This window comes from Armatimonadota bacterium, from assembly GCA_013359125.1.
In the GTDB taxonomy this organism is placed as follows: domain Bacteria; phylum Armatimonadota; class Fimbriimonadia; order Fimbriimonadales; family GBS-DC; genus JABWCR01.
Genome location: JABWCR010000014.1, coordinates 1 through 14,274, shown reverse-complemented (window position 1 = coordinate 14,274; position 14,274 = coordinate 1). Strand labels below are relative to the sequence as shown.

The 14,274-nt window shown below is 58.6% G+C and carries 7 protein-coding genes; 1 reads left to right on the top strand and 6 read right to left on the bottom strand.

What is annotated here, in order from left to right:
* Nucleotides 1-4: 4 nt before the first annotated feature.
* The 6 genes from HUU60_07870 to HUU60_07845 all read right to left on the bottom strand — a co-directional run bounded on the left by HUU60_07870 (nt 5) and on the right by HUU60_07845 (nt 12,520).
* The gene (locus HUU60_07870; protein ID NUL82620.1) at nt 5-2,509 is read right to left on the bottom strand and encodes a hypothetical protein; all 2,505 of its coding nucleotides are present in this window, start codon (nt 2,507-2,509) and stop codon (nt 5-7) included.
* Between the two features lie 2 nt (nt 2,510-2,511).
* Nucleotides 2,512-3,384: a histidinol-phosphatase gene (locus tag HUU60_07865; GenBank protein NUL82619.1), complete on the bottom strand. Its 873-nt coding sequence runs from the start codon at nt 3,382-3,384 to the stop codon at nt 2,512-2,514.
* 7 nt (nt 3,385-3,391) lie between these two features.
* Complete coding sequence (locus HUU60_07860) at nt 3,392-5,269, bottom strand: cobalamin-binding protein (GenBank protein ID NUL82618.1); 1,878 nt, start codon at nt 5,267-5,269, stop codon at nt 3,392-3,394.
* A 1-nt stretch (nt 5,270) separates the two neighbouring features.
* The gene (locus HUU60_07855) at nt 5,271-6,380 is read right to left on the bottom strand and encodes an NAD/NADP octopine/nopaline dehydrogenase family protein (protein NUL82617.1); all 1,110 of its coding nucleotides are present in this window, start codon (nt 6,378-6,380) and stop codon (nt 5,271-5,273) included.
* Nucleotides 6,377-7,855 carry an asparagine synthetase B gene (locus tag HUU60_07850; GenBank protein NUL82616.1) on the bottom strand — a complete coding sequence of 493 codons (1,479 nt, stop codon included), beginning with the start codon at nt 7,853-7,855 and terminating at the stop codon, nt 6,377-6,379. The genes HUU60_07855 and HUU60_07850 overlap by 4 nt, the downstream gene beginning before the upstream one ends.
* A 237-nt stretch (nt 7,856-8,092) precedes the next feature.
* On the bottom strand, nt 8,093-12,520 hold the full coding sequence (locus HUU60_07845; GenBank protein ID NUL82615.1) for an amidohydrolase family protein: 4,428 nt from the start codon (nt 12,518-12,520) through the stop codon (nt 8,093-8,095).
* 270 nt (nt 12,521-12,790) lie between these two features.
* On the opposite strand from HUU60_07845, the gene HUU60_07840 reads away from it, so the two are divergent.
* Nucleotides 12,791-14,274: hypothetical protein (locus HUU60_07840; GenBank protein NUL82614.1), on the top strand; the 1,484-nt coding region annotated here is incomplete at its 3' end.

Here is a 14,274-nt window from a genome sequence, read left to right as displayed (position 1 = left end):
AATTCTACCAGCGGGCGCGAATTTCTCGAACAACTTGGTTCCCGTCGTAACCTCCGATGATTGCCAGACGATTGATCTTGGCCGTCGGGTTCGGGTCTTTTGCCCAGAGTATCGGCTTGCCGTCCATCAGACCCCAAATAGTGCCGTTCCGGCGGCTCAGTTGAACTCGATGGCGACCAGGCGACATCATCTGATCCGCCTCGCCCTCTTCTCTGCCAAAAAGCCGAAACCGCGTAACGGTGTTGGCATAGCCGCCGACAAAGAGCACATAGTCCGTCCCGGCAGTCGGATTCTGCGATCCGGGCAAGAAAGCTGCCAGAATCGCGTCCTGCTTAGCCTCGATGTCGATCCACAGATCGAACTCGGTCGCATCGGGCGCCTCGATCGTGAGATGAGTTTCGGGATGGGTGTCGCATCGCCATGCGCCGTCCGCAACCCGCCAGCCGGAACCTGTAACCGCAACGGCTGCATCCCCTGGCATAAAGCGCTTGGCGTCCGTCCCCAGTTCGCTCGGAGCGCCGCTCGGCATAGGAAACTGTCCGTGCGGCTCCAACATCCTAAAGTAGATCGCTCGATACGGCTCGTAGACCGAATAGCCCGTTCCCTTCTCGTCGAACAGGTCGATGCTCACGCCGACCTCGCGACCGCCGCGCCGCCAAAACCAAGGCCCTTCCTCGCGGTTGGGGATCGAGAACTCGATGACGGTCTCACTGCCCGATTTGCTCGCCTTCCAGTTTAGGCCCTTGCTGTTGCCATGTATCGAACGAAACGCAACGTCAGCGCCGTTTGTAAACTCGATCGCAAGGGTGCGATTGGTCGAGAAAAAGCCCTCGCCCTCGCCGTCCAAAGTTGCATAAACGCGCTTCCAGTCTCCCGAAACAGTGAAGACTCCATAGTAGGCCGCGTCGTCGTGCCCATGCTTAAAGGTCAGCGCGGCCCCGCCCTCGTCCATCTGTCCGCTAACAGGGGTATGCCGCCATTCGTCGGCCTGGCCGTCCACGGTCGCTCGCTTGGGCCAGACGAACGGGGAATAGGCAAAAAGCGGCAACGGGTCGATGTCGTCCGGCTGGCCGTCCCCGTCGCTGTCGATGCTGCGAGGATTGGGAGTTACTCCTTGGAAAGGGGGCTTGGTCCAACTGGCCTGAAGGCAAGAAGGTATCCAGTGGCTCAGCATGGTCTTGTCCAAATCGCCCATGCGCCCGTCCGTCCTGTCTCGCCTCGGGTCGCTGCCAAACCGCTTCTCATCCAACGGCAGGCGAGGATCGTCGTCCGGCACGCCGTCCTCGTCGGCATCGCGGACGACCACCGCATAGGACATATACATCCGCAACCATTGCGCGTCCGTCAGCGTTCGATCCCAAAAAGCCATACCGTCCCAATGCTCGCCATGCTTGCCGCTGGTCGCCCAGGTCGCTTCGGCATACGTTCCATCGGGCCTCTGTTCTCGGCGCCTTGGTTCGTAGTGATTGAAAACCACGCGCTCATCCTCGCGATCGCTGAGACTGAATGCGCCATGCGATTCCAGTTGGTGATGAAACTCATGACAGGCTAGCCAAGCGGTGTCGCCTCCGCCAAGGTACTGCGAGCGGCTGGTAACACCTCGGGGAAATTCGTCCGCTCCAAACGTGCCCCCGCCGCTGTTGTAAAACTCCCACTTCTTTAGAGTCGGGTTCCATCGCCGAGGGAAGGCCTGTTCGATCTGCCCCATATAGGGCGTCTCTTCTTGAACAGGTTGAGCGTTCTTGACCTGGAGGTTTCTCGTATCCACAACGGTGAAGTCGCCGCCGCCCGGTCCGCGAAAATCCTCGCCCGACCAGCTTCGACATGCGGGCCATCCTTTGTAGAAGGCCTCGATTCCTTCTGGCTCCTCGCTCCATCGCTGCCACCGATTATCGACAAATATCTGAAAATCGACCCAAAGCCTCATGCCGCTGTTGACGAAGAAAAATCGCGATGTGTAAGCGTATTCTTGCCGGACGATGCGAAGCTCCTCTTCGCTGAGGGGCAACGGTTGCATCGCGTCCGACGTTACGCTCTTCAGGTTGACGACATTGGGCATCAGAAGCACTTTGACCGGAATGCGGACGATGCTCTTGTAGCCTCTGGAGGCCTGCGTGATGACGCTCTGCTCGCGCCGCCACGGAGGCTTTGCGCCCCAGCGCTTTTCTTGGCCGGTCGGCACGGCGCCCGGATCAAGAATTCGATAAAAGTACTTCTTGCCCGGCTCCAGCCCTGTTATCTCGATCTCGTGCAAGGTTCGCTGTCCCGGTCGAGCGAACGTGAGCGCGCCGACCCAAACATTCTCAAGCCCTTTGCCAAAGGTCGTCATCGGCAGATCGCCTTGGCGAACCTGAACTCTAGAGTCGCACGGCTGCGACGTGTAGTACTGGAGTTTGAAACCAGTGCGGTCGATCCGCGTTACGGGTCTCCATGGATCATGGATCGGTTGCGAGTCGCCCGAACGAATCGGCTGCTGGGCGATCAGGCAAGCAAGCAAGATAGAGATCATGTCTAAGCCTCCAGAGAGATCACATCGGATTGTCCGCCGGGTTTGAGAGCGCGAATGTGCTTGACGCCGTGTTCGAGCAGATAGAGGCGGCCTTTTTCAATGTTCTCGCCCACTTGATGAGGGCCGTGGCTGTCGTCGCCAAAGCAAAAGTCGATGCCTAATTCTCGCGCCATTTCGACTATCCAAGGCGCCGGATAGGGTTCGTTCAGCCCTTTTCGCCAACCCGCAAGGTTTAGATCGAGAATGCAGTCATGCTGTTTGGCCAGCGTCAGGGCATGATAGGCCGCTTCCCTTGCGCGAGGACCGTCGACCGGACCATGGGGCCGAGCGCGCTTTTTGACCAGATCAAAATGGCCGATCACGGGCGGAGAGACGGCCTCGATCAGATCGGCCACCGTTTCATAGTACGCCACAGCCATGTTCTCCAGACCGTCGTATACCTCGATCGCATGGGCAAACTGCTCGTCCGGCCCATCGATAATGATCTCGCGCACGTAGTGCGCCGAGCCGACAAAAAAGTCAAACTGATAGCGATCGAGGGTTTGTCGGATTAGGTCCGGATAGCGGTCCTGGGGGATCACTTCGGCCTCAAACCCTCTCAGAATGACGATCCGATCGGCGTACTCCTCGGCCAGTGCGCGGGTCTCGACGGCATAAGCGTCGAACATCCTGTGGAGATGTTCGACATCCCAACCCATCGAGCGTTCTTCCGAGTAAATGAAGCGATCCTCGACGCGAGGCATATGCTCGGCGAGACCATAAGTGTGGAAGCCCATGCGGATCGCCGTTTCGATGATTTCTCGGAGGGTCCCTTGGGCGTGGTCACAATAGTCGCCGCTGTGTCCTCCGTGCAAAGAGACCATCCATGGCTGCATATCGGCCCTATTCTACACGGCGGCCGGCATAGTTGTCAATCAGGTTCGCCGTTGCGACCTTTGCACGATCCTCTGCTTCAATTGGTTGGCCCCTTTCGTCGATCACGATCACCGAACCGTTTCGCAAGGCCGTCTTCCAGTTGACGGCACGAGCAAACTCGTCTCGCCCTTCCCACAGATAAGGCACGGGCATGAACCCCGCCCAGAAAGCATCGTAGAGACCCTTCGCGGAGTAGAGATCGGGAATCGCCTCTTCCATCGTCGCTAGAAGCTTGCGGGCATCCCCCAGCAATTTTTCCGTTCGCTCTTGGGCCTCGCGCTCCAACTCTCCGCCTTCTTGGAATCTCTCCCTTCTGCGCGCTTCGATCGCCGCCCTCGTTATCTGGATGCTCTCGTCCACCTCGTGCGGCGCGGCCAAATGGCTGGCCTCGGTGTAACTGACCACATGGATTGCATCGGGCGAATGCGGTTTGTTCGGCTCGACCAAGTCCATCAGAACGCTGACAGAAGCCAACTGCGCCTTGGCCTTGTCAAGGCCGGGCGAGAAGAAATCGAGGCCCGCGCGCGGCTGATAGAATACGCGAAACCGCTCGTCCTCCAAATCTCGGGCTAACGCGAGCATGGCCCGACCTTTGGCAATGTCTTGAGACCCCCATGTGCTACGAGGCGTGTTGAGCATGTGCTGTAGCACAAAATAGCGCACGCCCAAGCGCTTAGCCGTTCGCGCGGCCAAGATGGCAGAGACGACATAAGAGACATCGTCCGCGCCCCGAAACGCAAAATGATGGGGGATGTTGGGTTCGAAAGGCTTGCCGGTCCGTGCAATGTGCTCCAGCGTCGCCATGTGCTGTTGAAGATTGAGCAAGGGCGGATTTGGACCGCGACCATCGATGGTCGAAAACCACCAAAACGAAAGCGCGTGCCAGGCGATGTTGATCGTCTCCTCGTAGACAGGCGCCAGTTTGTCGACATTTCTCGTACCGGCATAGGTGCGCACAAGCATCGGTCGAGCCGCCTCGTAGATGGCGCGATACTCTTCTGGCGAGTTGACAGGCACGCCGCCACCGTTGGGAAGATCGCCCCAGTCTTGACCGAAATGGCTTTGGCTCAATTGGCTGGAGCCGATCGAGAGCACGTCCAAGAAGCCGGTCTCGGCCAATTGCCTTGCCTGCTCGATATAGAGCCTGACTGCCTCCTCCCGATTGGGAAGATAAGGCCCGACATGCGCGCGCATCAGAGGCGGGAAGCCCATTTGGATGCCGTGGTCGATGCGGTCGCGCAGATGCTCTCGCCTTGTTCCAAAGTTCGGTCCGCCGGACCGGTCGACAGGCTTTATCTTAAGGTGGGCTTCGGATCGCACGAGCCGTTGGCCAAAAGCCAGCCGTGCCGCATCCTCCGTTGCCTCGTTGGCAAGGGCAGACGGAATGCGGCCGCTGGGGACGCCAAACTTTTCTAAAGTCTCTGCGGGGGATTCATCGCCGATAAAGGTTCTCACACTGTCGCGATGTTCAGCCTCGACTCGACGACAGGCTTCGGGCAGACCCGCAAAATAGAGGCCCTTGATCGGCCCTCCGTTCTCTTCAAAGAGGTTTCGTCGCTCAAGCGCAGCCTTCAGTCGTCCAAATGCTCGGGCGCCGTCAACAGGGTCCAAGCGGTAACTGAATCCCAAGCGGCTGATTCCGTTGGTCTTGATCCAATTCTCGATCTTAACCTCGTTAATGGGTTCGTTCGGCGCTCCGACCGCTTCGCATAGGTCCGCATCGGCAATGACCGTCTCGTATCCGCACTCGATAAGGAGCTGCTCGATCGCGCTGACCCCAAGCGTATGAGCATCGACATAGGGGCGGCACAAACCAATAACCTCGCGGCCTGAAAGGGGCTTCATCTCACTCTCCGTCAAGAATGACGCGGCGAATCTGTTGCAAGTTTAGGCCAGACAGCCCCATCGATTCGACGGTGCGTCCAGTTTCCCAGAAATCGACTCCCAAGATGACGTTGGCTAAGTGGATCATGGCTTCGATAGTGGGGCATGGCGAGTCCATGTGTCGTCCCAACGATGCAATGGGCACCAGGCTCATCGGCACGTCCTCGGTCAAATAGCGATGATCGAGCAGTGTGGGCGCCTTGATGCCATAGTAGCCTTCGTTAGCGCGGATGGAGTCGAAGAGGGTTTTGCCCGCAGCGCCATAGGCCACATAGAGCCAATCCCGCGCGCTCATACAGTTGAAACCAAGGGTTTTTCCGACGTTCACTCGCTCTACATCGATCACCTCCAGCGCCTTGGCCACGCTTCGCGAGATGCCTTCGATATAGAACTCAAAATCGCCGCGGCCGGTCTCAATTCGCGCTGCGTTCAGCAAAGTTACCGCCGGATGAAAGATCGCGCCGATGTTGTCCAGGCTGGTCTTGAGCGCATTGTCGCCGGGTACAAACTGGGGGTAGGCGACCGAGAGCCTCTTGACCACCTCAGGCGTTCGGTAGGCCGGTATTGCGGCTATCGGCACGCTGTTCTTGATACTAAAGATGTTGACCTGTCCGGGGTTGGACGCTCGGCTGGCGTATAACAACGTTTGAGCCTCCGACACGACAACGTCAGCCGTGCATCCTTTTTCCTTGATCACATGGCGAAACTCCAGCGCGCCGCCCGTTCGCCCCGGATTGAGCACAACGATCTGGCCGTCGCGCAAGTGCGGAGCAGCCTCTTCGGCCATATATCTGTGCGCCGTCGCGGGAGCGACGACCATGATGATCTCGGCATCGTGAATCGCTTCGGCCATGTTCGACGTTACACGGTCCATGGAAGCCCTGCCGTGCGGAAGATCGTCCGATTCGCGATTGGCCAGCACCTGAATCTCCATTGTTTGCCGGATGAGCGCGATCCTCGCCTCGTTGCGATTGAAAAGCGAGACGGGGAAGCCCATCAAGGCCAGGTGGCCAGCCATGGCTAAGCCGCCGTTTCCGGCCCCCAAGATAGCAAATCTCGGTTTGTCGCTCATTCAATCTCCTCTTTGCGGCTTCGACCGACCAGAGCGGTCAGTTCCGGCCGGAAGAAACTCCGCCAGACTCGGTAGTAAATCAGCTCTTCCTTGTCGCGCAACGGTAGCCCGCTCGATACGAATCTGTTAGCCTCAAACTCATCGTCAGTGATCGCTATCGCTGCATGTTTGGCCATCACTTCGGCCACACCGGTGCCGCGACCAAACTCCTGCTTAGGACGATTGACCGCCCAATTTGGCAGCATGTCCCGAAACGCCATGCGCAGAACGGCCTTGCTGACGCCTGCTGGAGAGAGCTTTAGCTCGACCGGGAGTTGGAACGCGAGCGCAATCATCTCCTTGTCGAGAAACGGCACGCGCCCCTCAATCCCGTGAGCCATCGTCATTCGATCGGTTCGCTGCAGATTGGTATTCTGAAGCTCCAGAACCAGCGACCGGAGTTTCTCGTCCAGCCCAACGCCGGAAAACTCTCTAAGATAGTCGTATCCGGCAAAGAGTTCATCGGCGCCTTCGCCCGTGAGGGCCACTTTTATGTGATCCCGCGCCATCTCGGAAACGGCATAGTTGGCCAAGGCGCTGCGAACGAGCGGCGCATCGAACGACTCGAGGTGATAAATGACTTTCGGCAGCATTTCGACCAATTTGCCCGCGCTCAGGCTAACGTGGCAGTGGCGCATTCCGAGAGCTGCCGCAACCTCCTGCGCTGCCCCTGCGTCCTGGCTGTCGTGGAAACCGACCGAAAAGGCCATCGTGTCTGGATTCAGCCTAACTGCAATTGCGGCGATAATAGCGCTGTCGAGCCCGCCGCTTAAGAAGACTCCGACCGGCACATCCGAAAGCATGCGCTTAGAGACCGCACGGTAAAGAATGCTTCGCACGGCATCCGCCGCTGTCTCCATCGACATCGCGCGCGGCTCGGGCTTCGGTACAAAGTAAAACTGCTTGGCGCCCGTTTCAGAATCGATGACGGTGCCCGCAGGGACGTCCTCAATGTTCGTGCATTGATCGTCAAAAGCTTTGAACTCGCTCGCAAAGATGGTCGCGCCGTTGCGGTCCGCTCGAAACAGAGGTTTGATGCCGACCGGGTCTCTGGCCGCGATGTATCGCTCTCCGTCGACATAGACAAATGCGAACATACCGTCCAGTTTCTCGACGGCGTCTGCGCCCCAATTCTCGAGCGCTGCGGCCAGGGTTTCCGTGTCGCACCGGGTTTGAAAGGTTCGGTCAGGCATCTGCGACCGAAGGCCTAGGTGGTTGTAAATCTCGCCGTTGTAGATCAACACGCCACCGCTTGGCGTGGCCCAAGGTTGCACGCCTCCTTTGGGATCGAGAATGGCCAGACGGCGATGAGCCAAGGCATTGTCCGCGTCGGCCAGCAGGCCGACGCCGTCAGGGCCGCGATGGGCGATTTTCTCCGACATTCGTGCAACTTCGGCCGGATCGGAACTTCGTATGGCGCATGCAATGCCGCACATGATGTTCTCCTTGGCCGCCGAGCAGTGCGCAAAGAGAAAATCTGGTGAGCATCCGCCAGATTCTTGCTCTGTCTACGAGGTTAGCTGTCGGGTTCGAGCCAAGATTACTCGGTCCGCCTTCGCGGACTACACCCCACTTCCGGGTCCCCCGCTTTTCGCTGGGTGCGAAAACTCGACGTCCTTCGCCCTTTTTGGGGCGAGTCGTTAAGCGATGTGCCGATAGTATACCCGATTAGCCTACTTTGGCCGAGATCGGTACTTGTCGTATAGCTGCGTGTGCTTGTTAGACATGTCGCACAAGCGCCCTTCGATGATCGTCTGGACGACGTTAGTGCGAATATCGAGCGGGTCGCCGTCGCAGATAAACAGGTTCGCATCCTTGCCAACCTCGATAGAGCCGATTCGATCTTCGAGACCGAAAATCTTGGCCGCATCGATGGTCAGCGCCCTAAGAGCAACCTCTTTCGGAAGTCCGAACGAAGCGGCCATTGCCGCTTGATAGGGCAGATTCCGCACATCGGACGAGGCGCCCGTGCTAAAGCAGAACGCTACGCCCGCTTGGTGCAATTTGGCTGGGATAGTAAAGGGCTCGTCGTAGGGTCGATCCTCGCCCGCTGGCAACGCATGGGTCTTGGAGAGAATGACCGGAACATCGTGCTCCTTGAGCAAATCGGCCACCCGCCAAAGTTCGCTGCCGCCGACAAAGGCTATCCGAACATTCTGCTTCTCGGCCCACTGTACAGCGGCGCGAGCGGCGGTAGGGGAGTTGAGCCTTAAGAACAGCGGCAAACGCCCGTCCAAAATAGGCGCCATCGCCTCAAATCTCGGATCGCGCTCCGCCAATGGCCGATTGGCGCCATTAGCCTTCAGATAGCGACGAGCGTTCTCGATAAACTCGTCCAACGGCTTGATCGAGTTCTCAAAGTCGCTCTTTCGACTGTCCGTGGCGCCTGTTATGCTGCTGGAAGGGCCGTTAAAGTTGACGAACTGGCCGATAGGCCCCTTCAAACAGAGATCTTCCCACGTCCAGCCATCTAGATTGACCACACAGCCTTGACCGGAAATGATGCCTCCGGACGGCGCGACAATGGCCGTGGTAACCCCATTGGCCCGGGCAACGGGGATAGCGGTCGAATCGGGATTCAGCGCAATCTCGACCCTCGCATTGGGGTTGAACTGCCCTGTTTCCGACGTATCGTTGGTGGCAGTGATTGAGCCTATTTCGGTGATGCCAAGGGTCGTCAGGCCGTCGATCATGCCCGGATAGACTCGCTTGCCTTTTGCATCGTAGACCGTTTCGACATTCGGTCGGTTAGGATTGATCGCCGCGATCTTGCCGTCTTCGATCAGGATCGAGCCGTTCTTGATGACCGGCCCAGCCATGGTGTGGATTTCGGCGTTTGTTATCAGCATTCGACCTTTCGTCTTCAGGGTCTTGGTTTTGCTGGCATCATAGCGAGGGCTGATCTCGACTTTGGTCTTCAACTCAGCTTCGTGCGATGCATGAAGAATCTGATTCTCTTCGTCGTCCTTGGTCAGGTTGACGTTCACGGTCTGCCCCATGATGGCGATCGTGCCGGTCATGGTTCGTCCGCGCACGCGGCCGTTCATAGTAACCTCGGACAAACCAGGCACAGCGATCTTTAGGCTGACCTCGCCCGTAGCCGCATTAAAAGTTCCGCCCGTGATCGGAGCATCGCCCATATCGGTCTTGGAAACGCCCGTGATCGATCCGTCCGCGCCTACCGTAACCGTCATGCTGAGCGTCGCGCCTTCCGGTGGCAGGAACTCGGCTCCAGACAACTTGCCGGACCACTGCCCTGCAATGGATGAGCGCAATTCGCCTGGCTGTTCGGGCTGAGCGGCAGCCGCCTGGCCATAGGGCGACGGTCGCAATTGCTTCAAATAGGTCTCGCGCTCTTCGTCCAACTTCTTGCGGAACTCTAAATCGGTCGTGCGATCGAAGTAGCGAACGCCATCGACAAAGGTCATCTCGCACCGCGTCATCGAATCGAGCGGATGCCCGGTCCAAAGCGCCAAATCGGCCTGCTTGCCCGGTTCGACCGTTCCGACATACTTATCGACGCCCAACTGAATCGCCGGATTGAGCGTTACCAGTTTCAGTGCTTCCTGCTCGTCCATGCCGCCATACTTGACGCCTTTCGCCGCATCCAGATTGAGACGACGCGCCAGTTCGGAACTGTCGCTGTTAAAGGAGACATTGACCCCTCGCGCCGTCATCAGGGCGCCGTTATGCGGGATCGCATCGAACGCCTCGACCTTGTACGCCCACCAGTCGGAGAACGTAGAGCCGCCGACGCCATGAGCGGCCATCTCGTCGGCCACCTTGTAACCTTCCAACACATGCTGAAAAGTCTTGATCTTGACGCCGAACTCGTCGCAAACGCGGATCAGCATCAGGATTTCGTCCTGTCGGTAGCTATGACAATGGATCAAACGCTTGCCGTCCAATATCTCCACAATAGCGTCCAGCTGCAGATCCCTCTTGGGAGGGAATGCGCGCCGGCCCGCGCGGAACTCCTCTTGCTGGCGCTTGTAATCGAGCGCAGACATGAAGCGTTCGCGCACGGTCTGCTCGACGCCCATGCGCGTTGTGGGATAGCGCGGCTGCTGGCCGGTCGAGATGATCTCGTTAAAGTTCGACCGCTTGACGTTTTCGCCCAAGGCGAACTTGATGCCTTCGGGTGCCTCTTTGAACATGATCTCATCGGCCGTCTTGCCCCAGCGCATTTTGATCGTGGCGTTCTGACCGCCGATCACGTTGGCCGAACCGTGCAAAAGGTTCGCCGCGGTAACGCCGCCCGCCAACTGGCGATAGATGTTCACATCGTTCGGGTTGACCACGTCTCGAATGCGAACTTCCGCCGTAACGACGTTGGTGCCCTCGTTGACGCCGCCCGAGATGGCGGTGTGCGAATGGCAGTCGATGACCCCGGGGGTTAGATGCATGCCTCGGGCATTGATTTCTCTTGCTGTCCTCGGAGCGGCGAGGTTCTTGCCCACCGCCTTGATCATGCCGTTTTCGATGAGCACGTCCGTATCGGCCATGATGCCGCTCTTGGTCAGCGTCCAGACCGTAGCGCCGCGCAAAACGTAACTGTTGTGGCCGTCCGGCGTCGGCGCTATACGATCGAGGTTGAGCTTGGGCAACGGTTCTGCCCGGCTTCCTTCGCGCCGCTCCGCGGGCGGCTGCTCCTCGTCAAAACTTTCGTGTAGATGCTCCAGATGGGCGCCCGAGGTGTAGTAATTCTCTTCCTCTCTGCAACAGGATTGAAGCTCTGTCTGCAAATCTTCGACCGGCGGGCGTCGACCGCCGCCGCCTCGACCGCCTTGCCCGGGCCTGATCGCCGGGGCCGCGGGCGCATCGATCGACATGGGCTTTCCATCGACAAATAGCCGCGAAATCCGACCGCGTTCGTCGAACAGGTCGCCCTCGACAATTGTAAGGTTGGCTACCTTGCCCGGCTCCAGAGTGCCGATGCGGTCGCCCAAGCCCAGCAAATTGGCCGCGCGCACCGTCAGCGCTTCAAGAGCCGCCTCTTTGGGCAGTCCGTTCGTAACGGCAGCGCGCAGCGCGGTCCAGAAATCGCCCGGATTGGTATCGGCGCCAAAGACGAACGGCGCCCCTTTCTCGTGCAGAATCGCCGCATTCTGAACGGCCAAGGATCGATCTCGAAACGTCGTCAACGAAGGCGGCATGTCGGGATCGTAAAGACGCAAGTTCTCGGGATTGCGAAGGCCTAGAATTGTAGGAATCTTCTTTCCGGCCAGCGTATCGGCGACATAGGCCGCGCGATTGCCGCCTAGCATAATGGTCTCGAACCCAAACTCGTTGGCCAACCGCTGAGCGCGCAATATGTCCTGATCATCGTCGGCGCGCACGATCATCGGCGTCTGGCGCGACAGCACAGGCTGCAGCGCAGAGAGCGAGGCATTGATGGCCGGACGCGGCTTGTTCAACGGGTCTCGTTCGTACATACGCCACACTTCGTTCTGATGCTGGGCGTCCAGAAGCGACTGGCGGATCAGCGCAATGCCGCCCATCAAAGAGTTGGGATATTGGCTTCGCACCTCGGTCGGAGCGGTCGGCTGAGCAGGCCGCAACGAAACGAAACTGCCGAACGACGAGCGCAGAACGGCCGCATCGGGCGAATCGGACGAGAGGTTGACCACCACGCCCGAACCCGCGAAACTTCCACCCGAAGGCACAATCAATACGGTGGTGAACCCCTGACGGCGACGCGCCGAGAAAGCCGCTTCGTCGATGGCGAAGAAATCTGAGGCGTTGCGCTCCGGCCTCACTCGCGGATTGGGGTGAACGTTGCCGCGATCGAGCGCGGAATAGGCCGCATCGCCCGCGGGCGGCAGACCAATGGGCGCGTTGCAGTCGATAAAGCCTGGGTAGACCGTCAGTCCGGCGCCATCGATCACATCGGCTTCGGACGGTATCGTCGCATTGGCTCCGACCGCCGCTATCACGCCGTCTCGAATGACGATGACGCCCTTTTCGATAACCGGACCGGCCATCGTAACGATCTTGGCGTCTTTGATCGCGTAAACATGGGGCAAGCGGTAGGGAACGTTCTGGGCGAGCGTTAGGCTGACCAGCCCAAAGAGCAACAACAGCGAAGCGCGAAGTTTCATGAGAACCCTCCTGACGTCTACGGCAATTGTACCCGGATTGGAACCGCCCGGTTTGAGTTGAGAATACCAGTGTCGAGACGAGGGCGCGGATATTCTGGAGCCGATGACACTCGCAAAAACTTGCTCCGGGCTTCCGGAAAAGTCGCAGAATCAGAGCCTTGCGACATGGAATAGTCCCCTTAGCGCCCAGAAAAGCACCATTAGCAAATTGGCCAGAGGAAAAACCGGGCTACAATCTACTGCCAATCCGCATTGTAAGACAGGGGCAACATGAAAAATTTGCATTTTCTCGCTCTGATAACCGCTGTTACGCTCGGATTCGCCGCAAACGCACAGCCAACCAAGGAGAGCCAGGCTGGCATTGCCTTCTCCGACGCCTCGATTCAATACTCGCCCGGCGCTCCAGGACTGCAGATCGATATGGCCGCCTGGAACGACGAGGCAATAGCGTTTGCCAAGGGCCGATACGTCTCCGGCATCGATGGCTCCAGCCCAGAACGATGGACCGCGGCAGCGTTCCATGTCAACCGCCCCATCACGTTTAACCAAATTCACGTAGATACAACTCGCTCGGGCGCTCCGGGCACTATGGTCGGCTGGAAGCTCTACAAAAAGGCGCCCAGGTCTCAGTTTCTAATAGCCGAGGGTGTCGTCCCCTACACGGCATCAAGCTATGTCCATCCCAACGGCTTCGGGGTCGATGAGCGGGTGGTCATTGCGACTCCGGCTCCTATCGTCCTGGCTGCTGACATCTACTTTCTTGCGGTGTACGGCGTCGACTACACGATGGAGTGGCACTCTGGCTCTTCGTTGGGTCCGCTCGAATTCAACATCTATCGTCGCCCTGGCCCATCGGGCAACCCTCACGATTGGAGATTGGAGTTTGGAAGCCGCGGCGAGTACGAAATGGCGCCTCAAGGCCCTAACGGAACGGGCGAACTGTTCAGCCCAAGTTCTGAGTGGGATTACGGCGGACGGTTGGGAACAGGCCTGCCGGGCGCTGTCGGCCGAGGGCAGATATTTAAGCCGTCGTTCGTGCTGGTCAATACCACTCAGCCTGGCGGGAAGATCTCCGGCACGGTCGATTTGGGCGACAACTGGCAACCAGGACCGGACCGAGCCGATCCTTATGGCGCCTCGAAGCCGATGCTCTATAGAGCTTACTTGCTCGACCCGCCCACAGGCAGAACGATGAGCGTGTTCGAGTTTCCTTGCGAATCGAACGGTAACTTTAGTTTCCCTTGGACCGATCCCTCTTCGCCAACGCCTACCCCTGGGGACATCCCGCCTGGCACATACGATGTGCTGATTCGACCGGCCTACTACGATCAGATCGTGCTTCCGAACGACGACAACCCGACTCGAATGCACGCGGCTTCATCGCACTGGCTGGGCGTTACCGTTACTAGTGTGGCAGTAGCGGCGAACTCAACGACCAGCGTCGGCACAATACGTCCCGTTAACGGAGACACGAACGCCGACGGCGCAATCGACGACGCTGATCTGGCAAACATCTTGACGGCCTTCGGCTCGCAATCTGACGAAGACCCGGTAAACGGTCATTATCGATATAGCTTCGATATGGACAACGCCCAATCCGGAGGCATCGCGGTCATCGACGACACCGATTTGGCAGTGGTCCTGAACAACTTTGGCGCAGAAGAGACCGGTAGGGCGTGCGCGCCCATAGCAAAAATCGTCGAGCACGTGGTGAGCAGCTACCTGGTAGGCTATTCGCCCTTCGACCCGAACGC

What these genes read in the sequence shown, in the direction of transcription:
- HUU60_07860 (NUL82618.1), bottom strand. Translation starts at nt 5,269, where the DNA reads ATGAAGCCCCTTTCAGGCCGCGAGGTTATTGGTTTGTGCCGCCCCTAT.
- HUU60_07845 (NUL82615.1), bottom strand. Translation starts at nt 12,520, where the DNA reads ATGAAACTTCGCGCTTCGCTGTTGTTGCTCTTTGGGCTGGTCAGCCTA.
- HUU60_07865 (NUL82619.1), bottom strand. Translation starts at nt 3,384, where the DNA reads ATGCAGCCATGGATGGTCTCTTTGCACGGAGGACACAGCGGCGACTAT.
- HUU60_07870 (NUL82620.1), bottom strand. Translation starts at nt 2,509, where the DNA reads ATGATCTCTATCTTGCTTGCTTGCCTGATCGCCCAGCAGCCGATTCGT.
- HUU60_07850 (NUL82616.1), bottom strand. Translation starts at nt 7,855, where the DNA reads ATGTGCGGCATTGCATGCGCCATACGAAGTTCCGATCCGGCCGAAGTT.
- HUU60_07855 (NUL82617.1), bottom strand. Translation starts at nt 6,380, where the DNA reads ATGAGCGACAAACCGAGATTTGCTATCTTGGGGGCCGGAAACGGCGGC.